Below are 24,529 nucleotides of genomic sequence, written 5' to 3'. Positions count from 1 at the left end.
AACTGCTGTGTATATCTCTTTGGCACGTGCTTTCTCTTTCCGGTTTCCTACAACCCTACGCGGGTCGCTGTCCGGAAGATCAAGGGCACCTCAGTCGCCAGGCGGATGTCCAGGCCGTGGGCGTGCGCCTCGGGGAGGGGTGCGCGCAGGTCCTTTCACATGCCCGTCTCGGTCTCCGAGGCTTCGAGCCCGGCGGCGCATCCGGACGGCGCCCGTTGCGCGATCCGGATGCGCCGGAGGGACGAGGACGAGGTGCTCTGAGCACGCCCCCCGGCGAAGGTCGCACTGCGGGTTCTCAGTGCGGGTCCCTGCGCATGCACCATGTGCGGGGGCCGTTGTCGGGGAGCTGGACATCGGCTGTGACCTTGAAGCCGAGGCGCTCGTAGAATCGCACGTTCGCCTCGCTGGAGGTCTCCAGGAACGCCGGGTGCCCAGCGCGCTCGGCCTCCTGGATGCCGGGAATCAGCACCGCACTGCCCAGGCCCTGCCCCTGGGCCTCGGGGGCGGTTGCCACGGTTTCCAGGAACCATCCCGGCTCCTGGGGCCGGTACGGGGCAATGGCCGTGTCCGCGGCTGCGGCCGCAGCGGCCCGGTCGCCGCCGAGTTCGACCAGGGTCGGCCCGATCTCGGCGAAGGCGGGCGAGGAATCCTGGCCGGGAACGGCCCAGACAGCCACGGCGCGGCCTTCGTCGGCGACCCAGACTCGGCCGTACACCATGCCGATGTGGGTCAGGCACAGCTCCTGGAATCGCCGGATCCGCCCCTCGTGATCGTCCGCCGCGATCACGTGTCGCGTGTAGGGGTAGTCGGCGAAGGCGCGGGCGAGGGTATCGACCGCGGTGGGAATATCGGCGTCGGTGATGGGACGCACGACAGGGGCTATGTGGTTCTGTGCCATGTTCACCAAGCCATCCTGACACCAGGTGCCAACGCGTGTTGACCAGGGGAGCGTGACAGGGGTGCTCTGTTTCTTCCGGACAGTGGCCCTGCTGGAATCCGGGGCGAGTTCCACGGCCTCGGCTCGCAGCAGTGTCTCGGCCGCGGCTTTGACGTCGTCCGTTCTCGACCGAAGCCGTGGGTGTGGTGTCTGTACAGCTGCTTCCCCACCCGAGACGACCTGATCACGGCGCTGATCAGCGGGATCGCCGCCTCGCCCGCGCCGTGGAAACCGCCGCCGACGCCGTCCCAGAGGACGGACCGGCGGACCGGACGGCCCGCGGACGAAGCAAAAACGAGCACGCCGCGGTGTCTCGCGGACGGTGCGCCTTCGACGAGGTTTTCGACCGATCGGTCGGCCGGTACACGCGGACGATCGACCCGTGGGGTACATATCGAACCGTAGGTCCGGGTCTCCCGGTGTGGCGACGGACGAAGGGGGCGCGATGGCGACGGTCACCGCGAGGGTCCTGCGGGAGGCGATAGGCGAGGCGCTGCGAGATCGGATGAACTCCGATGTCGTGGAGGAGGTCTGCGTCGAGTTGGGTCTGGAGCCGCCGGACCCGCCGGACGACGTCGCCTACACCAGCAAACGGGCCTACGTGGTCCGCCGTTTGGCGGGGAAGTCGCCGGCCGAGTTGATCACGTTGGCGATTCGGATCGACGAGGAGCACGACGCCCCGGAGTTGAGGGAACTCGTATCCCGGGTGGCACCCGTCGGCGTGGCCGGGCAGTTGAAGAACCTCATCTTCGCCGCGGACAAACCCCGCATCGTGCTTCGCGACGCCATCAACAACGATTTGGCGGTCGTGGACAACGAGCGGTACTGCCTCGTCTACGACAGGCCCCTGGACGCCGCCGGACTCACCTGGCGCGCACTCACCGACTGGTGGAAGGAGCACGAACAACTCACGGACCACAGCGACCAGGAGGTCTCCCGGAGCCTGTACCGTCGCCTGGCCAAATCCCTGGACAACGACGCCGAGCAGCTGATCCTGCGCCGATACGCGCAACGCTACGTCGACCTCGGGCCGGACGTCCCCGCCCTGATCCCGCAGGTGTACCTGCACTACGACCCCTGCACCACCCGCGAGCTCGGACCGGGTACATCCGCCCTGACCCGCCAACGCATGGACTTCCTGCTGCTCCTGCCCAACCGGGCTCGGGTCGTGATCGAACTCGACGGCGTCCGGCACTACGCCGACCCCCGCACCCGACAGGCCGATACCGGTCTGTACGCGCGGATGGTCGCCGAGGACCGGCAACTACGCCTGCGCGGCTACGAGGTGTACCGATTCGGGGGCCGCGAACTCCAGGACGCGGTCAAGGGCGCGAGGCTCCTCGACGAGTTCTTCACCCACCTCACGGCACGCCACACGGGCTGACCCCACCCGCCTCATGGCCCACGGCCTCGGCCGGCGGTCGCCGCAGCGGTGGGAACGTGGCCGGAACGACGAGGTGTGCACCATGACCGAGGGTGGGCCGAGGGCGGCACGAGCGTCACCCTGACGTGAACCGCATCGGCCCCACACACGACGACACTTCGGGGAACGAGCGCCGGCCGCGTCCCGGCCACCGGCCGGCGTTCACGCCGATGAGACCTCGCGCTCGGTCAGAAGGTCTGCGGCGTTGTCCCTCAGCGCGGTCACCATGTCGCGCAGTCCGGCGAGGCTTGCGTACGCGGGACGCACCGCCGGGTCTTGGCGTTCTCCCACAGCTCGTCGACGAACGCGAACAGCTCCTCGCGGGCGTCGTGTTGTTCGCGCAGATGGGTGTCGCTCAAGGCCTTCAGGCCTGCCGCGTCGTGCGGGCCGACGTCCTCTGCCAACTCCTGTGCGGCTTCCTGCAGCGATTCGAACTCGATGGCCGCGGTCGCGGCGGCGGACGCCGCCCCAAAGTCGCGGTGTGGACCAGGCGGATGGTGCCGATGTCGGTGTGCCGGTCCGTCGCCGGGCCCTGCGCGGTGCCGTGCGCGCCGGCCCAGCGGCCCGGGGCCGGGTTCTCGGGGTCGGTGCGCAGCAAAACAGCGCCGCGGTGGCCGAAGTCGCGGTCGTGCGCCGCCCACCGGTACACCTCGGTCGCGTTCCACACCGGGTCGTCGTCCTCTTCGAACCGGCTCCGGAGAGAGGGCCGGTCCTTCGTCGACGCCGGGAAGTCCTCCCGCCGCAGCACCCGGCGCAGGCCGAAGGTGTTCACCCCCAGGAGTTCCCGGAGTCGGGCCTTGGTGAGATACGTGGTGCCGACTCCCATGGCGGGAACCCCCTGTGTCCGCGCCGTCACGACCGGTCCAAGCCAGTCAACCACCCGACTGCCCCGGCCCGCCCGGTGGTTGGCGAAGTCCCGCGATGACGGCGCGGCGGAATGCGTCGTCCCGTCACGGCATCGCTCCCCGATGGGCTACCCGAGGCGGCTGTCGACTCGTTCGGGCTGTTGCGTCGTCCAGGTGGCGGCGACGTATCCGCCCGCGAGCGCGAGGTCGTTCTGGGCGCGCTGCAGGATCGGCACACCGGGCAGTTGCAATCCGTCGACGGCCTGCCGGATCAGGAGTCCGGCGCTCATCACGGCGTGCAGTGCCGCTTCGACGCGGGCGCCGCCGGGCATGGCGCCCTTCACACCCGAGGGAGTCCGACGATGTGACGGTCGTGGTCCTCGACGCGGCCGGACATGACGGAGTCGGCGAGGGTGCGCTGCAGCCGGTCTCACGACTGGTGGTGACGTCGGGCGTGCTCGCCCGAGTCGTTGCTCGTCTCTTCGTAGCAGTGGGTGCCGCACACGAGACCGAAGTTGGCCGCCATCCAGTCGAACCGCAGGAACTCGTCCTCGTCGTCGGGCGCGGTGGCTCCGCAGTTGTCGCAGTAGGCGACGTCCGGGCCGGGGCAGTCGTCTTCGTCGGGGTCGCCGGCCATGTCCCGGTCCTCCGTCCAGGCGTGACGCGCGGATTCCTCGGACAGGTGGGTGGTCCGGTACTCCGACACCTTGGGGTCCTCGAACCAGCGGCGGACGGTCCACGGCAACACGTGGGATCCGTCGGCCAAGGCGAACCCGTGCTCGTCCAGGTTGATCCTCCGTTCGTTCGACGGCCCCTGCGTCCATCCCTCGCGCTCGACGGTCTCGACGGAGCGGGCATGGACCAGTTTCTCGCGCAGGGCCTCGCAGCTGCGCACTCCGTCGAGCAGTGTGGAGGCCCATCGACCCGCGTGGTTGGGGACGACGAGGTCACGGGCGATCGCATCGGTTGCGGTGAGCCGGCGGCCCTTGTCGCAGCGAAGTTTGGGCTCGTGCGCGCGGCGGGCGTCGATGCCCGCGTCGGCGAACCGGGCGGCGTCCGTCGCCCGCCGGCGCGGATCCCCCGCAGCCGGGGGGACCGTGTCGCCGTCCTGCATCGGCCAGCCGGCCGTCGTCCACTCGGCCGGGGTGCGGCCGAGCAGCGCGCGGGCGTCGTCGGCGTCGACGACCGCGAACAGCTCGTCGCGGACCCCGCACAGCCGCTGCGCCGTCCAGCCGCCGGCGCGCAGGACGGCGGCGGCCTCGGCGTTCGCGCCCACGGCCGCGTACGCGGCGCGCGAGCGCCCGAACTCCTCCTCGTAGGCGTCGAGTACGCTCACGCGTTCGGCAGTGAGCGGCAGCACGTAATCGCTGACGACTCTGGCCCGACCGACGCCGGAACCGAACCGGGTGACGTAGACGACGCCGTTGTCCGGGTCCACCACGAGTTCGTCGTCGGCGTGTGCTGCGGTCCCATCGTGTTCCGTCTGCAGCAGCCGCAGGAGTTCGGCGACGTTCACGCTGCCAGATCCACGTCGTCCCGCCAAGTGGGGGTAGGAGCGGTGAGGCGTCGGAGCACGCCGGCGGTGGAGGCCCGGTAGACGCGGGAGGCCGCGTTGTCGGGTCGGTGGTCGTAGTCGCGGGCGAGGCGCCGGTGCGGCATGAGGGTGCCGTTGACCTGCTCGACCACCCACCGCTTCGGTTGCGGGACGAAGCCCTTGCCTGCGTCGTCGGGGTTGCGTCGGACCACCTCGACGGTGATGTCCTTCACCGCCCCGTGGACGATCACGGCATCTTTGAATCCCCGGTCGACCAGGACCTTTTCCAGACGCATCCCGCATCGTTCGGCCGCCTGGTCCGGCAGGGCGATGCCGGCCTCGTTGTCGTGCGCGCTCGCGGCGAGGATCACGACACCGATGATCGGGCCCGGCACGTCGACGGCGAGCCCCCGCTTCCTGCCGGGTGTCTTCTTGTTCGCGTCCAGGCCCGTCGTCTCCTTCGGCACCCCGGCCGCCACACGGACGGACCGGGTGTCGATGATCACCAGGGACGGGTCCTCCAACCGTCTGGACCGCTCCCGCACCCGGCAGCGCAGGATCTCCTGGATCCGCTGGTCGAGGCCGTCCCGGCGCCACAGCGTGCAGTAGTAGAACACCGCCGACCAGGCCGGGAGGTCGTGTGGCGGGAGCCGCCACCGACAGCCCGTCCGGTTCTGGTGGAGCAGCGCGTTCACAACCTCGCGCAGGTCGCAGGAGCCCGGGTCGCCGGTCGCCGACCGCGCCACCCGCTCCTGCTTCCACGCGGTGGCCGGCGGCTCGATCAACGCCCACTGCTCGTCCGACAAGTCGGTTGCGTACGGCATCCGTTCCATGCCCGCGACCCCACCATGCACACGACATCACGCGAGCGTGAAACAGTCCCATCACCCACGAACGGGCGACACCACATCATCAGGAACGGGACTTGACGTCCTCTTAGACGCACAGGCTATGTGCCACACACCCGAGCATTCTCAACGAAACCGCGAAACGCCCAGGTCAAACCTCTCGCAGCTCCGGCCCGGACGGCCATGAGTCGTTCCCGTCCGCCCACGTCCGTCCGCACCACGACTCGTCGCGTCGCCGAGTCAGTGTTCGTCGTTGCGCCCCGCACGGACGGCGCGTGGCGAAGCGCCGAGTTCGCGTCTGCATGCCTTGTTGAAGGCCTGCAGATCAGGAATTCCCACCTGCGATGCGACGGCCGGGATCGCCAGAGTCGAGTGTCGCAACAAGTGCGCGGCGACCTGGAGGCGACGCCGCCGCAGATAGGCGACCACGGTCTCGGCGAAGGCCGCGCGAAACAGGCGGGTGAGTTGGTTGTGCGAAACCCCCGCGGCCCGGGCGATGAGCGGCACCGTCAGCGGACCCGCCATGTTCACCTCGATGTGGGCCAGCGCCGCGGCCAGCGCCGGGTGGCGCTCCTCCGCCCGTGACACCTCGCTCGCCGCCAGCGACCACAGCACCGTCCACACCTCTGCGGCGGCGCGCGATGGGGTCGTCGGATGCCACGCCACGGCCCTCAGCAGTGCGTCCCACAAACGTGGCGCCTCCGCGCCGCAGTCCAGCACGGTCGGTACTCGGTGAGGCGTACCGGTGGTTCCGAGCTCGAAGTGCGCGTACAGATGCTCCGAGCGGCCCCGGTACCGGAACTCCACCATCACGCCGGGTGGAGCGAGGCTCGCACAGCCCGGGCGGACCTCGTGGGCCACCCCGTCGACGATCAACTCGGCGCTGTAACGGTACAGGTGCAGTTGCCACAGTCCGGGCAGCCGGAAGACCTCACGCTCGATCCCCAGCCCGTGCACTCCCACCCCGACCTGCGCCACGCGCGGAGGTGAGTCCAGGTGGGCGGCATGCTTCGCCGAAGTCTCGACCATGGTGAGAAATTACCAGTACTCGGTGAACTTGACCCATGTCAGAAGCACCTACCCGGTTCTACTGTTCACATCAGCGACCACCCGCGCCGGACGCCTTCCCACCTCCCGACGCCTTTCTCGAGGAGCACACCATGCCCATGCAGTCCTGGTTCACCGATGCCAAGCTCGGCATTTTCGTCCACTACGGGATCTACGCCGTCGACGGCGTCCCGGAATCCTGGGCCATGTGCGACGGGACCGTCAGCCGCGAGCGCTACCTGGCGCAGCTCGACGGCTTCACGGCCGCCCGCTACGACCCCCAGGCGTGGGCCGCGCTGTTCAAGCGCGCCGGCGCGCGCTACGCCGTCCTCACCGCGCGCCACCACGACGGCGTCGCCCTCTGGGACAGCGAGCACGGCGAGCTCGACGTCGCCAGGCGCACCCCCGCAGGCCGAGATCTCGTACGGGGATTCGTCGACGCCCTGCGCGGCGAGGACCTGAAGGTCGGCCTGTACTACTCCCACTCCGACTGGAACCACCCCGACTACGCCAGCGTGATCCACCCCGACCCGTCCCACGCGTACATCCCGGGCAACAAGCTGGTCGAGCCCGCCGACGGCCGCGAAGACCCCGCCGCCTGGCTTCGCTACCTCGCCTACCGCGACGGCCAGGTCGGCGAACTGATGCGGCGCTACCGGCCCGACCTGCTCTGGTTCGACGGCGAATGGGAGCGCACCGAGCAGCAGTGGCGCACGGACGCGCTCGCCGACATGATCCTCGCCGAGAACCCGGACACCATCCTCAACGCCCGGATGCTCTCCCGCGGCGACTACGCCACCCCCGAACAGGGCATTCCCCTCCGGGCACCCACGGGCCCCTGGGAGTTGTGCCTGACGATCAACGACTCCTGGGGCCACCGGCACACCGACCACAACCACAAGAGCGTGCGCCAACTCGTCCGCTACTTCACCGAGACCATCGGCATGGGAGGCAACCTGCTGCTCGACGTCGGCCCGACGGCCGACGGCCGCATCACCACCGAGCAGTCGGCCCGATTGGAGGGCCTCGGCGCGTGGATCACCCGCCATCACGCGGCCGTCCACGGCACCGGTGCCGGCCTGCCGCCCGGGCACCACTACGGGCCCAGCACCCTCTCCTTCGACCGGCGAACCGTCCACCTGGTCTGCTACGGCGCCCCTCGCGAGCACCTCGCCCTCAAAGGGCTGCGCACCCCGGTCAAGCGGGTGACCGTAGTGGGCACCGGCACGGAACTGAACCACCACGTCACCGGCGGCCTGGGCGAGGTTCCCGGCATCACCTGGATCAACGCCCCCGCGGCAAGGGATCAGGACGAATACGCGACGGTCCTCGCCGTCGAACTCGACGGCGAACTCGACCTCTACCGGGGCCGAGGACGAGACTGACCGCCGGCCTGTCGGGAGACGCTTTCATTGGGCCTGCTTCCGTACGCGTGGCCATCTCTCACCTGTCCCGAGCGGCGAAGCGGTACCCATTTCTCCACCGCCGCGACCGGGTTGCGCCGGGCGCGGGCGCGCGGCCGTTGCGGTCTCCGGGGTCGTCGGGGCACGGTCCGGGGAAGCAGTGTCGCGGCCGACGTCGGGCGAGGTCGTCGCCGGCGCGGTGTCGCGCGCGGATCCTTCAACCGCGTCGGCAGCCTCCCGCAACGCGGGATGCCTTTCCTTCCTTCTCGATCCGCAACGCGGCTCGCTTTCACTCGCAAACCGCGTAGCGGCTTGGGGACCCGCTTCCCGGCGCGACCGCCAAGGCCCTCGCCGCCGAATTCGCCCGCTACCTCGGCGTCCCCATCACGGCCCGGATGACACAGGCCCAGATCACCGAGGCCGTCTGCCACACCTACCACCGGGCCGGCGTCCGGTTGGTCCTCATCGATGAAATCCACCGCCTCAACCCGCGAACCACCACCGGCGCGGAGACCGCCGACCCGTCGAAGAGACCTCACCGAACGCATCGGGGCGACATTCGTGTAGGCGGGCAACGACGTGGTGGCGACCGCGTTGTTCAGCAGTGTGCAGCGGTCGGGGTGGGACGGGCTGAACGCCGCGCGGCGCGAGCGGCTGCTCGCGTTGGGGCCGACGGCGCCCACGTTGGTCGACACCGCGGCCGAGGCCGGGGCGGTGCCGGCCTTGCCGGAGGGGCCTCGGCCGAAGCGCACGCGCGAGCAGGCGTTCACGATCGCGTTGAGCGCGGCGAAGGCGTACCGGGCCCGGGTCGGGCACCTGCAAGTACCGCGCGGGCACGTCGAAACCGTCACCGCGTTCGACGGATGGGCAGAGGACGTGCGGCTCGGGGTGTGGGTGACCATCACCAGGAGCAGGAAGGCGAAACCCCCGACCGAACGCATCGCCGCACTCGACGCCCTCGACATGAGGTGGACGTGAGGCGGGTGTGAGGTGAGGTCGGGTGCGTGAGGTGAGGTCGGGTGCGAGGCGTCGACCTGTGACCGGTCGACGCCTCGGGCTTGTCCGGGCGCGATCACGCGGTGCCGGCCGACCCGGCGATCGTTCGGGCCGGGCGTCGGCGGCTTTCAGATACGGCCCCGGTGTGAGGCGCCTCGTCGGCCGGCGTCGCCCGGGCACCGTCGGATCCCGGCCGGTGTCGCGGTCCCGAAACACCGCGCCGCACCGCGGCGGCGCACGGCCCGGCCCGCGCGACACAAGAAAATCCATAAGGATTCCCGCGATACATCCGGCATTCCAGCCGGACCACGGAACCGCATGTCGCAGCGCCGCAGGTCCCCGACCGGAACCGGACACTCAGCGATCCCCGCAGGTCGAACGACACGACGGACGACACGGATCCGTCCGACCGAACCCCGGGATCACACCCGGGACCACAAAGAAACCCGAGAACTCACACCGTGCCGTGGGGCAGGCGGTCGCGGGACGTGAGGGGCATGCCGCGAACTCGGAGAGCGTTACGGGATTCGCCTTCCCGGGGCGGGCACCGGGCGCGGCGGCAGCCGAAGGTGCCGGTGCCGGTGCCGGTGTGGAGGGTCCGGACGACCTCGACGACGGCGGCGGCGGGTTCCTCGACGAGGACGCGGACTCCGAGTCGGAGACGGGGCCGGGTGGGGCGTCCGGAGGAGCGGGCGGGTTCGGGTTGTACGACGCGCACGCCGAGGCCGAACTGTGGTGACCGGCACGGAGGCGGTCGAGGGCCGGTGGCCGTCGCCGGCGACGTGGGACGGCTTCCGGGACTTCGTCGACCGGCCGCCCGTCGCACCGCCCGCAGCGGGTGGGGTCGAGCGCGGGGTGGAGGAACGCCTGGCGTATCACTCGCGGTTCGCGGTCGTGCGCACCCCGACGATCGACGCGATCTCGCGGACGGTGCGCACCCTGATGATCCTGGGCCGCCACCAGGACACGGGCGCGCGGCCGTGTGTGATCGTCACCGGACCGCCGACCACGGTTAAGACCACCGCGCTGTTGCGGGTGGGTCGGGCGTGCCACCTCGCCGAGGCCGCCCGACGCGGCCGGGGGGTGGAGGGGTGGGTGCCGGTGGCGTACGTCCTGGTCCCGCCCGGAGCGAGCGCGAAGGCCCCGGCCGGGGGGTTCGCCCAGTTCCTCGGAGTCCCCGTCGCGGCCCGCATGACCCAGGCGCAGACCGTCGATGCGGTGTGCCACACCTATCGCGAGGCGGGGGTGAGGCTGGTCGCGATCGACGAGATCCACCGCCTCGACCCACGCACCACGACGGGGGCGGAGGCCGTCGACCTGTTGAAGGATCTGACGGAGCGCATCGGGGCGACGTTCGTGTTCGCGGGCATCGACGTGCCGGCGACTCCGTTGTTCGGTGGTGTGCGGGGGGCGCAACTCGCCGAGCGCGCCACGGTCGTCGACTGCGGGCCGGTCCCCCTGGGCGGCGGGGCGGGCGGGCGCCGTTCCGTGATCTGGTCGCGGCGATGGAGGCGTGTCTGGACCTGCGGGAACACCGCGCGGGGACACTGCCCCGGCTGGGGTCGTATCTCCGCGCCCGCACCGGCGGATGCATCGGCAGCCTGGCCCGTCTGCTCCGCCAGGCCGCGATCGCAGCGATCCTCGACGGCACCGAGAAGATCACCAGAGGCGGCCTCGACGCGATCGTCCTGGACCACACCGCCGAAGACCACTACCGGCCTCGAGTCACCGGGCGCGTCCGCACCGGCAGCCGTACACACCGGCTGGGCACGTGAAGGCGACCGGAACCGGCCTCCTGGTCCCGAGAGCGGGGTCGGGGTCCGGAGGGCGTGCAACACACGACGACGCGAACCCTCGGCACCGGGCCGCCGAACCCGCGCTGCGGGATCGGACCGGCACACGAGCGGGCGCGTTTCGTGTGGCTCCCCTGCCCCACGAGTCCACCGCCTCCTGGGTCGGCCGCGACGCCGGGGTGTACCGGCAGAGCGTGCCCGAGTTGCCGGACGGCATCGGCATCGCCACCATCGGCACGCGAGGCGCCGGCGAGATGGACACGACCGAGATCCACCTCGACGACGCCGCGTGGCACCGACTCGCCGTCCTCACCCGAGTCCCCCACCACCACCTCGCGCGAGCCCTCCCCCACCTCGCACGGCCCCGGGATCGGAACCCGGCCCGAACACCGGACACCGTCGGGGCAACTGTCGGGGCGACCGGGGCCGGCATCGCCTCGTCGCACCGCCCAGGCCCGTACGAACAACCCTCGTGGGCGTGTCCGTGGTGCACCCTGCGCCACACCCGCGGCGCCACCGCGCGGGCACGGGCGTACCTGCCCGCCCACCGCGTGTGGTGCCCGCGGCACGCGTGTTGGAGCACCGACGGGCCCCGACCGCGGCTCCCGGACACCCGGGGCCTGCCCGAACTCGCCGACGTGTACAAAAGCCACCGGCGGCTCCTGCGCCGGCCGAACGCGAACAACGCCTACACGTGGGCACAGGCGATCGTCACGCGCCGGCAACGACCACGAGCTGTATCTCACCGGCCGGTGGCGGGCGCGAGGACACCGCCTGGGCGCCTTCGACCGAGACCACACGGCCACGGACGGCAGTTCCTGGGAACCCACCGCCCGGCCCGTGATCATCCATCTCGAAACGGTCACCCTCGCCCGCGCCCTCGCTCGTACGCGCCTACCGGCGACACCCCGACCCGACCGGCACCCGGCCGTGACCACATTCCTCGAACACGTCGCCCACACACTCGGACTCGGCCGCCTCACGCCCGGACCCGACGACCTCCTGTGGTCCTGGATCCGCCACCACACCCGACCCCGAAAACCCCACCCGGCCGATCCCCGCGACCACCCGAAACGGGCCCCAGACCCTGCCGCCTATGGCATCCCCAACCCTTGCACAAAATCTCAACGCATCCCACAACACCCGCGAAACCCAACGGAAATGAGAAAACCCCAGCCCACACACCCCGCCGGGCCATACCCGAACACCCACCCCCGCACCCGAAACCCACCCCACCAGCCCTACGCCCGAAAACCATCCCGACACAACCACGAAACCCCACCCCACACCCCATTACCTTTTTGGTGGCCCCGCAACGGGGCTCCCGACCTTCGGGATCGGCATGACTGTCTCCCCCTGTTGAACGCATGGCCAGGGGGGTCGTGTCACCGATCCCGAAGGCATCGACAGACCGCTGATCAGGGGCATGACCACCGGCTTGTCCGCAGGTCGGGAGGCTCTTCGTAATGTGGATGTGGCGATCGGTGCCGTGGGACGGCCGGGCAGGGAACGACCGGAGGAAGCACGTGATCGACATCGGCGACGTCGACGTCTTCCTCGGCCTGGACGTCGGCAAGGGCGAACACCACGCCACCGCGCTGACACCGGCCGGGAAGAAGGTCCTCGACAAGCGAACGCCCAACAGCGAACCCAAGCTGCGCGAGGTGTTCGCCAAACTCGCCACGAAACACGGAAGCGTGCTCGTGGTCGTCGACCAGCCCGCCTCCATCGGCGCCCTACCCCTCGCGGTGGCCCGGGACATGGGCTGCGAAGTCGCCTACCTGCCCGGATTGACCATGCGGCGGATCGCCGACCTCTACCCCGGCGAGGCCAAGACCGACGCCCGCGACGCGTTCGTCATCGCCGACGCCGCCCGCTCGATGCCCCACACCCTGCGGGCGATCGAGGCCGCCGACGAGGCGATCGCCGAGCTGGAGATGATCGTCGGCTTCGACGACGACCTCGCCGGCGAGGCCACGCGGGTCTCCAACCGGCTGCGCGGCCTGCTCACCCAGATCCACCCCCACCTGGAACGTGTGCTGGGCCCACGCGTCCAACACCCCGGCGTTCGCGCGCTGTTGCAGCGATTCGGGTCCCCTGCCCTGATCCGCAAGGCCGGACGCAGACGCCTCGTGAACCTCATACGACCCAAGGCCCCACGCATGGCCGAACGCCTGGTCGACGACATCTTCGCCGCACTCGACGAACAGACCGTGGTCGTCCCCGGCACCGACGCGGCCGCGCTCATCGTCCCCAGCCTCGCCGGCTCGCTCACCGCCGTCCTGGACCAGCGCAAAGTCCTCGCCGCCAGGATCGAGGAACTCCTGGAGGCCCACCCTCTTTGCAAGGTCCTGACCTCGATGCCCGGCGTCGGCGTCAGGACCGGAGCCCGGATCCTCATCGACGTCGGCGACGGCAGCCGCTTCCCCTCCGCCGCCCACCTCGCCGCCTACGCGGGCCTGGCCCCGGCGACCAGGAGCTCGGGATCGTCGATCCGCGGCGAACAACCCTCCCGGAGAGGCAACAAGCAGCGTTCTTCCTCTCCGCGTTCGCCGCACTGAACGACCCCGCCTCCCGGGCCTACTACGACAAGAAGACGGCCCAGGGGAAACACCACACGCAAGCCCTCCTCTGCCTCGCCCGCCGAAGAGCCGACGTCCTCTTCGCCATGCTCAGAGACGGCACCTTCTACGAACCCCGGCCCGCGGCGGTCACCTGAGCGGCGGCTCGATCAGGAGGACGACCCGGTCGGCCTCGACCTCGAATCCGAGCACCGCATGGCCGTGGTCGCCCTCCGGGTCCATCAGCACGGGCTTGCCCAAACCCCGCCCGATCTCCCGCAGGAATCCGCAGAACGCATCGAGTCGCTCCTGGCCCTGCAACTCCCGCAGGTCGACGTCGAAGTCGATTTCGTCGTGGTCGCGGAAACGGAAGATCGCCAACACACCGGCCGCCGGCCAGACCCGCAGGTTCGGACACTCGGCGCCACGCGGGCGGGACAACACGGCCTTCGCCCGGGGCACCGGCAGCACCGTCTCGCCTTCGGAGTACCTGCACTTCCAGCCTCTCGCCTCGACAAGATCAAGGACCGTCTGCCAGTCCTCCACCGAGGCGTCGGGGACACGCATGTCCGGAAGGGATCCCATCAGGTCGGGGTCGAAGAAGCACTTCACGTCATCCCACAGCAGATCGGGCACACCGCAATGCTGCCCGGCTCCCCACCCGAACGCAGCCCGATTTCCCTTGACGAAACCCATAGGGGCACCCCCCACACCACCCCACAATCAACAACCACCCACATCCGCGACCGCACCCTCGAAGGGCAGGAGTTCGCCCGCAGGCGCGGCAGGACCATCGGCGGGGCCGGCGTCGCCGACGACCACACGCTGTCCATGGCCCTGCACCTGCGCGACCGGGAGATGAGCCTGCGCGACATCGCCGCCCGACTCGTCATCACCACCGGAAAGAAGGAAGGCCGGCACCCCTCACCCGCGACCGTCATGCGCATGCTCCGCGAGCACGACGAGACAACGACACAACTCCCCGACCCACCAAAGTAGTCACCACCGACCGGCCCCGGGCCCCACAAGCTCGCTCATGCCGGTCGGCGAGCCCGACCCCACCCGCGCTGTCAGATGTTCCGACACCAACGCCGGTTCTCCGTTCCGTTCCTACCGGGACCCCGGGATTGCGCGCCATCCTCCGGGGCTCTCTGGTCCTCGCGCGTCGGCGCGGATCATGTACCCGTATGTGTTTTCTTGGTGAAGAGCGGTGTGTTTGCTCCCTGTGTTCTGCGACGCTTCTCGCGCTACTCCGGCTCTTCTCTTCTTTCGATCAGAAGGAGCACAAATCGTGGCAGGGATCTCCCGCAAGGCCTTTGTCGCCATCGCGACGGCAACCATGATCGGTAGCGCGCTCTTCTCGGCACCCGCCGCCTCGGCCGCCGGCCGGGCACAGACCGGACTCGGCTCGTTCCTGTACAACATCAACAGTGGCAAGTGTCTGAGCCCTGCCGGCGGTGGCGGTGCCAACAACACGGCCACCGTCATCTACAACTGCGACACCGACCCGTCCCGCCAGTGGTACATGATCAACAAGGGCAACAACACCTGGCAGGTCCTCAACATCAACAGTGGCAAGTGTCTGAGCCCTGCCGGCGGTGGCGGTACCAACAACACGGCCACCGTCATCTACAACTGCGACACCCACCCGTCGCGATTGTGGTACTTCAGCGGCACCTACCTGGTGAATTACAGCAGTGGCAAGTGTCTGAGCCCTGCCGGCGGTGGCGGTACCAACAACACGGCCACCGTCATCTACAACTGCGACACCGACCCGTCCCGCGCATGGCGGCTGGCGTACTGACCCCAGCCGTCGAAGACCGAGGTGCGGGTACCGACCGACCGCACGGCAGGCGCCGCGCCGCACCACAAGCACATGTCGGTCAGCAGGGCAACGAGCACTGACCCACAGCGGCGGGGCCGATACCTCAGGCTTGGTGTCGGCCCCGCCGTCGTTTTTGCCCGGCCGCTCCCGCAGGGGTGCAGGTGGTTCCAAGCCGTCCCGGTTTGGGCTTCCGGGCTGTCTGCGCGCGACGGACACCTCGTGGCTCACTTCAGGCCGGAGCGCGGGGTGGCTTCTTCCTTCGGGTGGATCTGACGGGTCGTACGGGTGCGAGCCGGGTAGAGGGTCAGCGCCTCATACCGCTGCCGGGGTGGGGCCCTGGAAGCGATACGGCCGCTGCTGGCTCTGGTTCTTGGCCCTGGTCGCTTCCGCTGCGTCGGCGAGCTGGGCCGCTTTGTGGGTGCGGGCGTCGCGGGTGACGCGGGCGTTGATGCCGGTCTGGTCGGAGCGGGCCTTTGTCTCGGTGTTCTCCCGTTCCGGGCTGAAACGCTCGCGCAGTGAGGACTCCTCGCGTAGGCCGACGACCTCGGTAGCGGGCGGCGTGGCCGGTCTGCTTGTCGGCCTCGGCTCGTAGGTCGGCCCGCACTTCGCCACCGCCGAGGCCCGGCACGGCCCGGGCGGACTGCCGGCGAACCTTCCCGACGCCGCCTACGTCAGCTCCGTCGCCCAGCTCGCTCCCGAGGGCGAGGGCTGGCGGGTGCGCAAGGGCGGCCCACGCCGCACCCACGATCCACCGCGCGCTCCTGACCCGCTGCCGCCCCCTCGACAGCGCCACCGCAGTACCCGCCCAGCGCAAGGCTCGCCGCGAATACGAGAGCCGGGTCCACGCCCTCCGCGCAGATCACGTGTAAGGGCCCGCAGGTCGGCGCCAGTCATATCCGCCCGATTCTCAGCGAGTACCACGGCGACCCCTTCTTGTCCGTGGTGTGCAGGTGCGGAGCCGTTCGAGGGGCACGTGTCCGACCGGTTCGGCGTGAGTCACCGATCGGGTGGGGCCACGACGACGAGGCGATCGCAAACAGGTACAAGAACCTGTTTCCGATCCCGGATCCCTTCTTGAGATGATCACGGGATGTCGCCGGCATCCTTTGTTGCGGAAGGGACCCGAATAGGCGTCCGACGTGTTCGTCGCCAGGATCGGGAGGAACTGGCCGTACTCGCGCGTGAAAGCGTCGACCTGCACCATCCATGGGTTCCGGCGGGAGAGTCGACGCCGGAGGCGTTCGAGAGTTTCGTGGCCCGGTGCGAAGCGCCCACGCACGAGGGTCTGGTGCTCTGTCTGCGGAGCTCGGGCAGCATCGTCGGGGGCGTCAACATCAACAACATCGTCAGGGGATCCCTCCAGAGTGGGACTCTCGGCTATGTGGCCTTCGCATCCACCACGGGCCGCGGCTATGTGACCGAGGGGCTGCGGTTGGTGGTGCGGTTTGCGTTCGGCGAGCTGGGGCTGCACCGTCTCGAAGCCAACATCCAGCCCGGGAACGTGGCCTCGTCGAACGTGGTGAGGCGGGTGGGGTTCCGTCTGGAAGGGCTGTCGCCGAACTTCCAGTTCATGAATGGTGCCTGGAAAGACCATGAGCGTTGGGCGATCACCACCGAGATGCTCGACGGGAGCAACGGCTGACCGAAGTCCATTGGCGCGCCTCCGTTGAACCGGAGACCCCTTCCGGCGCAACAACGCTCGAACTACCCCTGCCCGAACCAGGATCCGCCGCCGACAACTTCCCGGTCCGTCCACCGGGCCGACGTGACGGTGACCGGCCCGGCACGATCGCTGTCGCCGACCTTGACCCGACGAGTCCCTCTCACCGACCGCGAAGCCACCGGCATCATGGTCGACGTCGACTTCACCCCGCTGCGCGAGCAGGACCTGACCGCCGCCGGACTCGACCAGGCCGCTCGACCGACCGCGAGCCGCTTACGGGACGATTGCGACCGGCGCTCGAGCCTGCGCGCAGATCCTCCCGCGTTCGCGGGGCCGACACTGGATAACCTGGGGTGCCACCAGCGGGGAACAGCATTTTCGTTCGGTTGCATCTTGTCACCTACGCGTCGTCCGCGGCGAGGTGAACCCCGGTCGACACCAAGGTAGTTCACCCGATGATCCTCTCGATGCCTCTCAAGCGGTGATCGATCCGGGCCGACCGGGGAACGTAAGGATCGGCACCGCCTCGGCCCTCGATGGCATGGCGGCATCGGCAGGTACCGGAGGCATCCCGCACTTCCTCGGAACGGGCAAAGCACCCACCGCCACGGCTCCACGGCGACGGAGCCGAGGTGGCGGTCGCCGCCTGTACGGAGATTCCGCTGGTGACGGCCCAAGCCCAGGCGATCCTGTCGATCGTCGACTCGACGGTGACCCTGCTGGACCACGCGCCGACATGTCTGCGCGGTTCCCCACGCGTCACCATCCGTCCGCCCGGCCCGGTGACCTCGAGTCGAGGCCACCGGGCGCAGACGTGGCATGGCGGCGAAACACGTCTCACCGTCGTTGACGTCGGTGCCGCCGATCACGACGACGCGCCGGCGCCGACAGCGGGAGCTGTCGGGATGCGCACCCGTTGTGCCTGCGGCCTCGACGGGCTCGCCGGGCGGGGACCGGCGTCGCGGACGGGCACGGTTCCCGGCCCGGGGCTGTTCGGCGTGAGCGTCGGCACCGGACCGCGGGGTGGACGGGACGATGGGTCCCGGCATCCGGCGGTGGATCAGCGCCGGTGCGAGGCGCTGATGTGGTGGAGATGGATCACGATGTCGTAGGTGGAGCGCAGCCGGGTGTTCTCGTATGCGTCGACGGGCCAGGAGGCGCCGATGTTCCGGATGGGGTGGGGGGTGGTGAGCCAGTTGCGGGCGGTACCGGGGGCCGCGGTGCGCGTGTCGAGGTACCAATCGTGTCCGGACACCTTCTCCAGGGTGTTCTCCCCGCTGCCCTCGCCGGTGGGGCCGATGTCGACGCGGCGCCAGGTCGTGCCGGAAGCGGTGGGGTCGATGGCGTTGAAGGATCCTCGGCCGAAGGTGAACCCGGCGTTGACGTAGCGCTTTCCGAGCCGTTCGCGCAGGAATTGCCCCTGCGTCTTCGGCCGGCTCTCGGGTACCGCGCTCTCGCCGGCGACGTGGGAATTGTGGGCGGAGAGGAACACCTTGGTGCCGGTGTGCCGCTGCCACCAGGCGGTGTTGTCGGCCATGACCCGGTCGCGGTACGTCAACGCGGCGGCGGCGTCGTTGGCGATGTCGAACCCGAACAGGGTGGCGTTCTGGGCGATGGCCCGGGCGTGTTGGAGCATGAGGTCGTGTTCCTTGGCGGGGATGCCCGCGGGACGGTGCTCCAGGAGGGACAGGACGCGCCGGGTGTCCTCGCGCATGCGTACGCGGTCGGCGAGGGGCAGGGCCAGGCGCGCGTTGAAGGTTTCCTCCATGGAGGCCGTGGGTCGGGACTCGCGGTACAGCCGCCGGACCTCGGACAGCAGGTCCGGACGGGTGCGGGCGACGTGGGACGTGACGGTGTCGAACAGGGCGGGCCCGACGAACTCGGGGCCGTCCCCGACGACACGGACGGGGCTCTGGGGGTGGCGCAGGTTCCAGGCTCGTATCCACCGGAACAGGTCCCGGGTCTCGATGGTGTTCCACAGGCCGCCGCCGGCCTGGAACTCCTCGTCCATGATCGTGTCCAGGTCGCCCCCGCCGTGGCGGACCCACTCGTCCAGGCGCACCCCGGCGCTCCACTGGATCTCCAGGGCGAGGCTCCGGAAGCCTTGGCGCTCCACCAGGTGCCGGAAGAGGCGGTGTTTGACGGTGTAGAACTCGCTCGACCCGTGCGTCGCCTCGCCCACGCCGACCACGTCCGCGCCGCGGATCATCTTGTCGAACGCCCGCAGATCCGCGTCGGAGCCGCCCGGGACGGTGCTGCCCAGCGGGTGCGCGGTACGCGCCAAGGCGCGCGCGGGATCCTCCTGCGACGAGGAGGAGCCCGCGGACACCGCCGAAGAGGCCGGCGCGGCCTGAGCCGGCGTCCCCGAGACGGCCGCCGCCAGGCACAGCAACGGCAGGACCGGAAACAGGATTCGGCTCAGCCGCCCCGACCTCGGCCCACAACGGCGAGTGGCCACCGGGATGTCGGTGTTCCCGGACGATTGCAAAAGGTGTGATCCCATGACCCAGACGCTAGGCAACCAACCACGCTCGGCGCCTCGTTCGCGAGGTCCAGGACTCCAGTACCACTCGATGCGACACCCCCAGTACCCACACCATCCGGAACCGCAGGCGACGACGGCCACCGAGGACGGGCCACCCGGCGCCGCGCTCCCCCGCAACGTGATTTCAAAGTGACACCCGATCCAATCCAGGAACATCCCCGCGCTCGCGGGGCCGACGGGTGGCGAAACAACCACTCGACTGAGCTTCAGGGAACATCCCCATGTGCGCGGGGCCGATGTCGACGGGGAAGACGACTTCCGGGATGTGTGGGGACCATCCCCGCGTTCGCGGGGCCGACCGGATCCAGTCGATCACGCCGTCGATCGCCTTGGGACCATCCCCGTTCGCCGGTGTAGGCACCATCCCCGCCTGCGCGGGGCCGATCTCATGCAGGCCGAAAGCGGCAAGACCCGCCGCGACGCGTTCCTGGAGGTGGCCGACATCGCCGTCACCTCTCGCTACTACGCCCGCAACGCCGCGAGGCTCCTCAAGCCCAAGCGCCGCCGCGGCGCGATCCCCCTGCTCACCCACACCACCGAACTACGCCATCCCAAGGCGTCGTCACCGTCACCTCCCCCTGGAACTACCCGCTCAGCATGGCCGCCGGCGACGCCATTCCGGCACTGATGGCCGGCAACACCGTGGTCCAGAAGCCCGACACCCAGACCGCACTCACCGCGCTGTGGGCGCTCGACCTGATGCACGAGGCCGGCCTGCCCACCGACGTGTGGCAGATGGTCGTCGGCAGCCCCGGCTCCATCGGCGGCGCGCTCATGGACAACGCCGACTACATGATGTTCACCGGCTCCACCGCAAGCGGACGCCGGATCGCCGGCGACGCCGGCGCACGCCTGATCGGCGCGTCCCTCGAACTCGGCGGCAAGAACGCCATGATCGTCCTCGACGACGCCGACATCGACAAGGCGGCCGAGGGCGCCGTCGCCGGGTGCTTCCCCTCGGCCGGCCAACTCTGCGTCTCCATCGAGCGCCGGTACGTGGCCGAGTCCGTCCGCGACCGGTTCGTCGCCGCGTTCGTCGCCCGCACCGAGAAACTGAGGATCGGCGCCTCGTACGACTACGGCATCGCCGTCGGCAGCCTCACCACCGCGTCCCAACCGACCACCGTCACCGCGCACATCGACGACGCCGTCGCCAAAGGAGCGACCGTCGGCAGCCAACGGGCCTTGCGGCCGAAGCCGTTGAACTTCTCCTCGACGTTGGACAGGCCGGTCATCCGATACCCGGCGCACGGCCACGATCCGTCGGCGCTCGGTGCCGCGAACGCTGCGACAGGCGCGTGGCACGGCAACGCGAGGGGCTTGCCGGAGGCCGGCACGCGGGTGAGCAGCGCCCCCGAGACCGGATCGACCGCGAGCAACTCGCTGATCATCCGCGTCCTCCTCTCGATCCCAAAACCCCTACAATGTATGCACTGCTCACATTAGAGCAATGATGTAAGCAGTGCATACACGAGGGAGCCTGACCTGTGCCACAAGCAAGCGGTTCGTACCACCACGGCGATCTGCGTACGGCCTGTCTGAACGCCGCGCGGGACCTGCTGGAGGAGGACGGCAGCGCCGCCCTGTCCCTGCGGGCGGTGGCCCGTCGGGCCGGCGTGTCGACCGGCGCCCCGTACCGCCACTACGCGGACCGCGAGGCCCTGCTGTCCGCGGTGGCCGCCGAGGGTTGCCGCGAGCTCACCGAACAACTCGCCACCACGCACCCTTCACCGGCGACCCCCGATGAACTCGCCGACGTCGCCGTCACCTACGTTCGCTTCGCGCTCCGACACCCCGCACTGTTCCGGGTGATGTTCGCCGAACCCTGCGACCCCACCAACGAGGACCGGGTCGACGCGACCGCCGCCATCAAGGAATACGTACGCGGCATCGCCCGCGCGGCCTTCCCCCACGGCGACTCGGAAGCGCTCTCGACCGTGGTGTGGGCCCTCGTCCACGGCCTGGCCTTCCTGCACCTCGACGGCAAACTCGACGCGTCCACCCCGGACCTCGTCGCCGACCACGTCCGCACCACCGTCCACGCACTGTTCGCCGCCATCCCGGCCACGACCCGGACGCCGGCGACGCCGCTCAAGCCGGCAACGGCCTAGCTGGTCCGGCAACCGAAACGCTCACCGGGACCGCCCCACGGAAGAACTCGCCGGGCATGTCGTGCACGGCCACTACCGGGCACGGCACGCCCGCGAACGGACTCTGCGCCATCACGCGAACCTTCCGAGGGCAGCACGACGATCGACCTGCGCGCGGGGGTCGTACTGCAGGTCGGTACCGGCCGGGCGGGCCGATGACGAGCCCGTGCGAAGGACCCCGCGAGGGGCGCGTCCCCCTCGGAGACCGACCGGCCCCGGACGATATCCGGCCGGCCCCGGATATACGCCGCGCCGCCCACGCATCGGCAAGGACTCGGTCCGCGCCGACACGGACGGAACCCGGGTACTCACGGCCGACGCCGAACAACGCACCGGCACGGCCTGCCCGAGTCCCGGGCCCCGCCGGGGTCGACCTCGACCGGTTCGGCTGGGCGGCCGTACCACTCGCGCCGCCGTCAGCGGTCCACACCGCCCAGGACCGGATCGGTGCTGGCCAGCGCCGCGACGACATCGGCGACCAGGCCGCCTTCGACCATCGCCGCCACCGCTTGCAGGTTGGCGAACGACGGGTCCCGCAGGTGGACGCGGTACGGCCGGGATCCGCCCGTCGAGACCAGGTGGCAGCCGAGTTCACCGCGCGGCGACTCCACGGCGGTGTACGACTGGCCCACCGGCACCGAGAAGCCTTCGGTGACCAGCCGGAAGTGGTGGATCAGCGACTCCATCGACGTGCCCATGATCGTGGCGACGTGCTCCGGCGAATTGCCGAGCCCGTCGGGTCCCAGCGAGAGTTGCGCGGGCCACGCGATCTTCTTGTCCGCGACCATCACCGGGCCCGGCCGCAGCCGGTCGAGACACTGCTCGACGATCCGCAGCGACTGCCGCATCTCTGCGACCCGCACCCGGTAGCGGTCGTAGGCGTCGCAGCCGTCGCGGGTCGGCACGTCGAACTCGTAGTCCTCGTACCCGCTGTACGGCTGCGTCTTGCGCAGGTCGTGCGGCAGCCCGGTGGCCCGCAGGATCGGCCCGGTGACGCCGAGCGCCACGCAACCCGTGATGTCCAGGTACGCCACGCCGACGGTCCGAGACCGGAAGACCGCGTTGTCGTCGAGGAGTTGCTCGTAGTCGCCCAGCCGTTCGGGGAGGATCCGCAGGAGTTCGCGGACCTGTGCCTCGGCCCCGCGGGGCAGGTCCTGCACGAGACCGCCGGGCCGGACGTACCCGTGGTTCATCCGCATCCCGGTGACCGCTTCGAACACGTCGAGGATCAGCTCCCGGTCGCGGAAGCCGTACGTCATCACGGTCAGCGCACCCAGCTCCATGCCACCGGTCGCGATGGCGACCAGATGCGAGGAGATCCGGTTGAGCTCCATGAGCATCACCCGGATGACCCGGGCACGTTCGGGGACCTGGTCGGTGATGCCGAGCAGACGTTCGACACCGAGACAGTAGACGACCTCGTTGAACACCGGCATCAGGTAGTCGGCACGCGTCACGAACATGACCGACTGGGTCCAGTTGCGGTACTCGCAGTTCTTCTCGATCCCGGTGTGCAGGTACCCGATACCCAGACGCGCCTGCACGACCCGCTCGGCGTCGAGTTCGAGGACGAGCCGCAGAACTCCGTGCGTCGACGGATGTTGCGGCCCCAGATTGACGACGATGCGCTCCTCCGGCGCGGCGCCGAGCTCGACGACCGCGTCGGCCAGATCCTGCCCGGCGTCGACATACACCTCGCGCACGGGTGCCGCGTCGTCGGCTTCATCCTTGTTACCGTGCGCCATGTCCGGCTCCCGGATCCGATGTCGGATGTTCGCCCCCACCGCTTTCCTGTCCGCGCACGCGAAAGACGAGTCGAACTCGCTCACCGGACAGCGGCGGCCCCGCGACAACCGCGCCCCCGTGCGAAGGCACCCTCGGCTCGCCGCTACCCCCCTCCTCACCGACGCAATCGCAGCCAAAGCCTCCCGGGCGAATCCCCGACGATCCCACCGCACGGAAGTCCCCTTGGTTCGAGTCGACCAGCCGGGGAGGCGATCAGTGCCGATGACGGACGAGCCCGGGGCCCTCCGGCTTCAGTGGCAAACGGTCGAGGAGCAGTGACACCGGACATCGGACATCGGCGTCGGCCGACGGCGCGCCGATGCCGCCGACCCCGGACTCGAACAGGCGAACGAACTCCCGGAGGCCGCCCCTGCTCGATTCTCAGCTCGCGTTCGAGCGGGCCGACCGCGCCGCCAAGGCCGCCGCGGCGCCCGCCGGCCGGGACACCGGGCGCGGGGCCAGTTGTCGGCGTTCACGTGTCGGGTTTCGGTACGCGAGGGTGCCCGGCCACCACATTTGGCCGGGCGCCCTCGCGTTTTCAGTGCTCGGTCTTCATGCGTTCGAGGGCGGCCTCGAAGACCCGTGGGCCTCTCGTCGGCGAACGCGGCCGACAGATGCACCAGGACTTCGCTGCGGGGATGCGTCCGCGGTCGAACCGATCGGCGAGAGCGACGGCCCGCCGGTCGACGTCGCGTTGGAGGGCCGAGGGGAGTGCCGTGGACGGTGTGGGCGCGGGCGGCTGTGTTCCCTCGATGACGCCGGCGAGTGATTGGGCGACGGCGGCCGGGTCGTCCTCGCCGATGGTCAGGTCGCCCGGGAGCAGCGCGAGGGATTCGCGGAGTCGGCCGGCGGTGACCTTGTCGGCGCCGACGGCTTGGGCGACGAGTTCGTACACGCCGATCGCGGCGGTGAGGCCGTGTCGGTTGCGGAAGGGCAGGAGTTCCGTACATGGCCTTCGGGGCCTTGTGGCCACGGGCGTTGAGGATTTCGCCGAGTTCCCAGCCGGCGCGGGAGCTTGTGAAACGGAAACCCACCCGATTCGAACCTCACCCCGAACCCTCCCCCACAGCACGGTCGTTGCCCGTGAACGACCACGACACACCATCATCCCCACCACGACCACCCGCCACGAACGAGGCCACAAGCCTGGGGGAAGGCGGCGCAACACCCCGGC

At 69.9% G+C, this 24,529-nt stretch carries 20 protein-coding genes and 4 pseudogenes; 12 read left to right on the top strand and 12 right to left on the bottom strand.

What is annotated here, in order from left to right; all coding sequences use genetic code 11:
* Nucleotides 1-295 precede the first annotated feature (295 nt).
* Nucleotides 296-898, bottom strand: coding sequence for a GNAT family N-acetyltransferase (locus ACH4U8_RS43855; RefSeq protein ID WP_395784106.1), 603 nt, complete (start codon nt 896-898; stop codon nt 296-298).
* 484 nt (nt 899-1,382) lie between these two features.
* Here ACH4U8_RS43855 and ACH4U8_RS43850 point away from each other — a divergent pair, with 484 nt between their 5' ends.
* Nucleotides 1,383-2,321: a hypothetical protein gene (locus tag ACH4U8_RS43850; RefSeq protein ID WP_395784104.1), complete on the top strand. Its 939-nt coding sequence runs from the start codon at nt 1,383-1,385 to the stop codon at nt 2,319-2,321.
* 260 nt (nt 2,322-2,581) lie between these two features.
* Here the strand turns inward: ACH4U8_RS43850 and ACH4U8_RS43845 are convergent, their stop codons facing one another.
* The 6 genes from ACH4U8_RS43845 to ACH4U8_RS43820 form a co-directional block, all read right to left on the bottom strand.
* Entirely contained in the window at nt 2,582-2,719 is a 138-nt protein-coding gene (locus ACH4U8_RS43845; RefSeq protein ID WP_395784102.1) for a hypothetical protein, read from the bottom strand.
* Nucleotides 2,720-2,724: 5 nt separating this feature from the next.
* Nucleotides 2,725-3,186, bottom strand: coding sequence for a hypothetical protein (locus tag ACH4U8_RS43840; protein ID WP_395784100.1), 462 nt, complete (start codon nt 3,184-3,186; stop codon nt 2,725-2,727).
* A gap of 147 nt (nt 3,187-3,333) precedes the next feature.
* Nucleotides 3,334-3,537, bottom strand: coding sequence for a hypothetical protein (locus ACH4U8_RS43835; protein ID WP_395784098.1), 204 nt, complete (start codon nt 3,535-3,537; stop codon nt 3,334-3,336).
* A gap of 98 nt (nt 3,538-3,635) precedes the next feature.
* The gene (locus ACH4U8_RS43830; protein ID WP_395784096.1) at nt 3,636-4,721 is read right to left on the bottom strand and encodes a hypothetical protein; all 1,086 of its coding nucleotides are present in this window, start codon (nt 4,719-4,721) and stop codon (nt 3,636-3,638) included.
* Entirely contained in the window at nt 4,718-5,572 is an 855-nt protein-coding gene (locus tag ACH4U8_RS43825) for an IS5 family transposase (protein ID WP_395784094.1), read from the bottom strand. Before ACH4U8_RS43825 ends, ACH4U8_RS43830 begins: the two co-directional genes overlap by 4 nt.
* A 255-nt stretch (nt 5,573-5,827) precedes the next feature.
* A complete protein-coding gene (locus ACH4U8_RS43820; protein ID WP_395784092.1) occupies nt 5,828-6,616 on the bottom strand; it encodes a helix-turn-helix transcriptional regulator in 789 nt (262 codons plus the stop codon).
* A 131-nt stretch (nt 6,617-6,747) separates the two neighbouring features.
* Here ACH4U8_RS43820 and ACH4U8_RS43815 point away from each other — a divergent pair, with 131 nt between their 5' ends.
* From ACH4U8_RS43815 to ACH4U8_RS43790, 6 genes and pseudogenes are all read left to right on the top strand, one after another.
* Nucleotides 6,748-8,019: an alpha-L-fucosidase gene (locus tag ACH4U8_RS43815; protein WP_395784090.1), complete on the top strand. Its 1,272-nt coding sequence runs from the start codon at nt 6,748-6,750 to the stop codon at nt 8,017-8,019.
* Nucleotides 8,020-8,616: 597 nt separating this feature from the next.
* Nucleotides 8,617-9,015 (top strand): helicase associated domain-containing protein, encoded by a 399-nt coding sequence (locus ACH4U8_RS43810; RefSeq protein ID WP_395784088.1) that lies wholly within the window; start codon nt 8,617-8,619, stop codon nt 9,013-9,015.
* A 607-nt stretch (nt 9,016-9,622) separates the two neighbouring features.
* Nucleotides 9,623-9,772, top strand: a complete 150-nt coding sequence (locus ACH4U8_RS43805) for a hypothetical protein (RefSeq protein ID WP_395784086.1) — start codon at nt 9,623-9,625, stop codon at nt 9,770-9,772.
* 203 nt (nt 9,773-9,975) lie between these two features.
* Nucleotides 9,976-10,347, top strand: a pseudogene (locus ACH4U8_RS43800) (TniB family NTP-binding protein); the annotation flags it as partial.
* A gap of 191 nt (nt 10,348-10,538) precedes the next feature.
* Nucleotides 10,539-10,808, top strand: coding sequence for a hypothetical protein (locus tag ACH4U8_RS43795; RefSeq protein WP_395784084.1), 270 nt, complete (start codon nt 10,539-10,541; stop codon nt 10,806-10,808).
* Between the two features lie 1,544 nt (nt 10,809-12,352).
* Nucleotides 12,353-13,545: pseudogene (locus ACH4U8_RS43790) on the top strand (IS110 family transposase).
* Here ACH4U8_RS43790 and ACH4U8_RS43785 read toward each other — a convergent pair.
* Nucleotides 13,538-14,023 carry a hypothetical protein gene (locus ACH4U8_RS43785; protein WP_395784082.1) on the bottom strand — a complete coding sequence of 162 codons (486 nt, stop codon included), beginning with the start codon at nt 14,021-14,023 and terminating at the stop codon, nt 13,538-13,540. The pseudogene ACH4U8_RS43790 and the gene ACH4U8_RS43785 sit on opposite strands and share 8 nt — an antisense overlap.
* A gap of 6 nt (nt 14,024-14,029) precedes the next feature.
* Here ACH4U8_RS43785 and ACH4U8_RS43780 point away from each other — a divergent pair, with 6 nt between their 5' ends.
* The 3 genes from ACH4U8_RS43780 to ACH4U8_RS43770 all read left to right on the top strand — a co-directional run bounded on the left by ACH4U8_RS43780 (nt 14,030) and on the right by ACH4U8_RS43770 (nt 16,854).
* Nucleotides 14,030-14,386 carry a hypothetical protein gene (locus ACH4U8_RS43780; protein ID WP_395784080.1) on the top strand — a complete coding sequence of 119 codons (357 nt, stop codon included), beginning with the start codon at nt 14,030-14,032 and terminating at the stop codon, nt 14,384-14,386.
* Between the two features lie 292 nt (nt 14,387-14,678).
* A complete protein-coding gene (locus ACH4U8_RS43775) occupies nt 14,679-15,191 on the top strand; it encodes an RICIN domain-containing protein (protein ID WP_395784078.1) in 513 nt (170 codons plus the stop codon).
* Nucleotides 15,192-16,302: 1,111 nt separating this feature from the next.
* The gene (locus ACH4U8_RS43770) at nt 16,303-16,854 is read left to right on the top strand and encodes a GNAT family N-acetyltransferase (protein WP_395784076.1); all 552 of its coding nucleotides are present in this window, start codon (nt 16,303-16,305) and stop codon (nt 16,852-16,854) included.
* A gap of 1,081 nt (nt 16,855-17,935) precedes the next feature.
* On the opposite strand, the gene ACH4U8_RS43765 is transcribed toward ACH4U8_RS43770, so the two are convergent.
* The gene (locus tag ACH4U8_RS43765) at nt 17,936-19,378 is read right to left on the bottom strand and encodes an erythromycin esterase family protein (protein WP_395784074.1); all 1,443 of its coding nucleotides are present in this window, start codon (nt 19,376-19,378) and stop codon (nt 17,936-17,938) included.
* A gap of 424 nt (nt 19,379-19,802) precedes the next feature.
* On the opposite strand from ACH4U8_RS43765, the pseudogene ACH4U8_RS43760 reads away from it, so the two are divergent.
* Nucleotides 19,803-20,641, top strand: a pseudogene (locus tag ACH4U8_RS43760) (aldehyde dehydrogenase family protein); the annotation flags it as partial.
* On the opposite strand, the pseudogene ACH4U8_RS43755 reads toward ACH4U8_RS43760, so the two are convergent.
* A pseudogene (locus tag ACH4U8_RS43755) lies at nt 20,593-20,802 on the bottom strand (type 1 glutamine amidotransferase domain-containing protein); the annotation flags it as partial. The pseudogenes ACH4U8_RS43760 and ACH4U8_RS43755 overlap by 49 nt on opposite strands.
* Nucleotides 20,803-20,907: 105 nt before the next feature.
* On the opposite strand from ACH4U8_RS43755, the gene ACH4U8_RS43750 reads away from it, so the two are divergent.
* Nucleotides 20,908-21,531, top strand: coding sequence for a TetR/AcrR family transcriptional regulator (locus tag ACH4U8_RS43750; protein ID WP_395784072.1), 624 nt, complete (start codon nt 20,908-20,910; stop codon nt 21,529-21,531).
* 455 nt (nt 21,532-21,986) lie between these two features.
* Here the strand turns inward: ACH4U8_RS43750 and ACH4U8_RS43745 are convergent, their stop codons facing one another.
* A complete protein-coding gene (locus ACH4U8_RS43745; protein ID WP_395784071.1) occupies nt 21,987-23,315 on the bottom strand; it encodes an NADH-quinone oxidoreductase subunit D in 1,329 nt (442 codons plus the stop codon).
* Nucleotides 23,316-23,893: 578 nt separating this feature from the next.
* Nucleotides 23,894-24,328: a hypothetical protein gene (locus ACH4U8_RS43740; protein ID WP_395784069.1), complete on the bottom strand. Its 435-nt coding sequence runs from the start codon at nt 24,326-24,328 to the stop codon at nt 23,894-23,896.
* Between the last annotated feature and the right edge of the window lie 201 nt (nt 24,329-24,529).

This window comes from Embleya sp. NPDC020886 (assembly GCF_044333915.1).
GTDB lineage: Bacteria > Actinomycetota > Actinomycetes > Streptomycetales > Streptomycetaceae > Embleya.
The sequence above is the reverse complement of the archived record's forward strand: the minus strand, read 5'-3'. Positions and strand labels throughout refer to the sequence as shown.

Coding starts and splice junctions, on each gene's coding strand:
- ACH4U8_RS43795 (WP_395784084.1), top strand. CDS start 10,539: ATGGAGGCGTGTCTGGACCTGCGGGAACACCGCGCGGGGACACTGCCC.
- ACH4U8_RS43770 (WP_395784076.1), top strand. CDS start 16,303: ATGTCGCCGGCATCCTTTGTTGCGGAAGGGACCCGAATAGGCGTCCGA.
- ACH4U8_RS43840 (WP_395784100.1), bottom strand. CDS start 3,186: ATGGGAGTCGGCACCACGTATCTCACCAAGGCCCGACTCCGGGAACTC.
- ACH4U8_RS43835 (WP_395784098.1), bottom strand. CDS start 3,537: ATGCCCGGCGGCGCCCGCGTCGAAGCGGCACTGCACGCCGTGATGAGC.
- ACH4U8_RS43820 (WP_395784092.1), bottom strand. CDS start 6,616: ATGGTCGAGACTTCGGCGAAGCATGCCGCCCACCTGGACTCACCTCCG.
- ACH4U8_RS43825 (WP_395784094.1), bottom strand. CDS start 5,572: ATGGAACGGATGCCGTACGCAACCGACTTGTCGGACGAGCAGTGGGCG.
- ACH4U8_RS43780 (WP_395784080.1), top strand. CDS start 14,030: ATGCTGCCCGGCTCCCCACCCGAACGCAGCCCGATTTCCCTTGACGAA.
- ACH4U8_RS43850 (WP_395784104.1), top strand. CDS start 1,383: ATGGCGACGGTCACCGCGAGGGTCCTGCGGGAGGCGATAGGCGAGGCG.
- ACH4U8_RS43765 (WP_395784074.1), bottom strand. CDS start 19,378: ATGGGATCACACCTTTTGCAATCGTCCGGGAACACCGACATCCCGGTG.
- ACH4U8_RS43855 (WP_395784106.1), bottom strand. CDS start 898: ATGGCACAGAACCACATAGCCCCTGTCGTGCGTCCCATCACCGACGCC.
- ACH4U8_RS43815 (WP_395784090.1), top strand. CDS start 6,748: ATGCCCATGCAGTCCTGGTTCACCGATGCCAAGCTCGGCATTTTCGTC.
- ACH4U8_RS43745 (WP_395784071.1), bottom strand. CDS start 23,315: ATGGCGCACGGTAACAAGGATGAAGCCGACGACGCGGCACCCGTGCGC.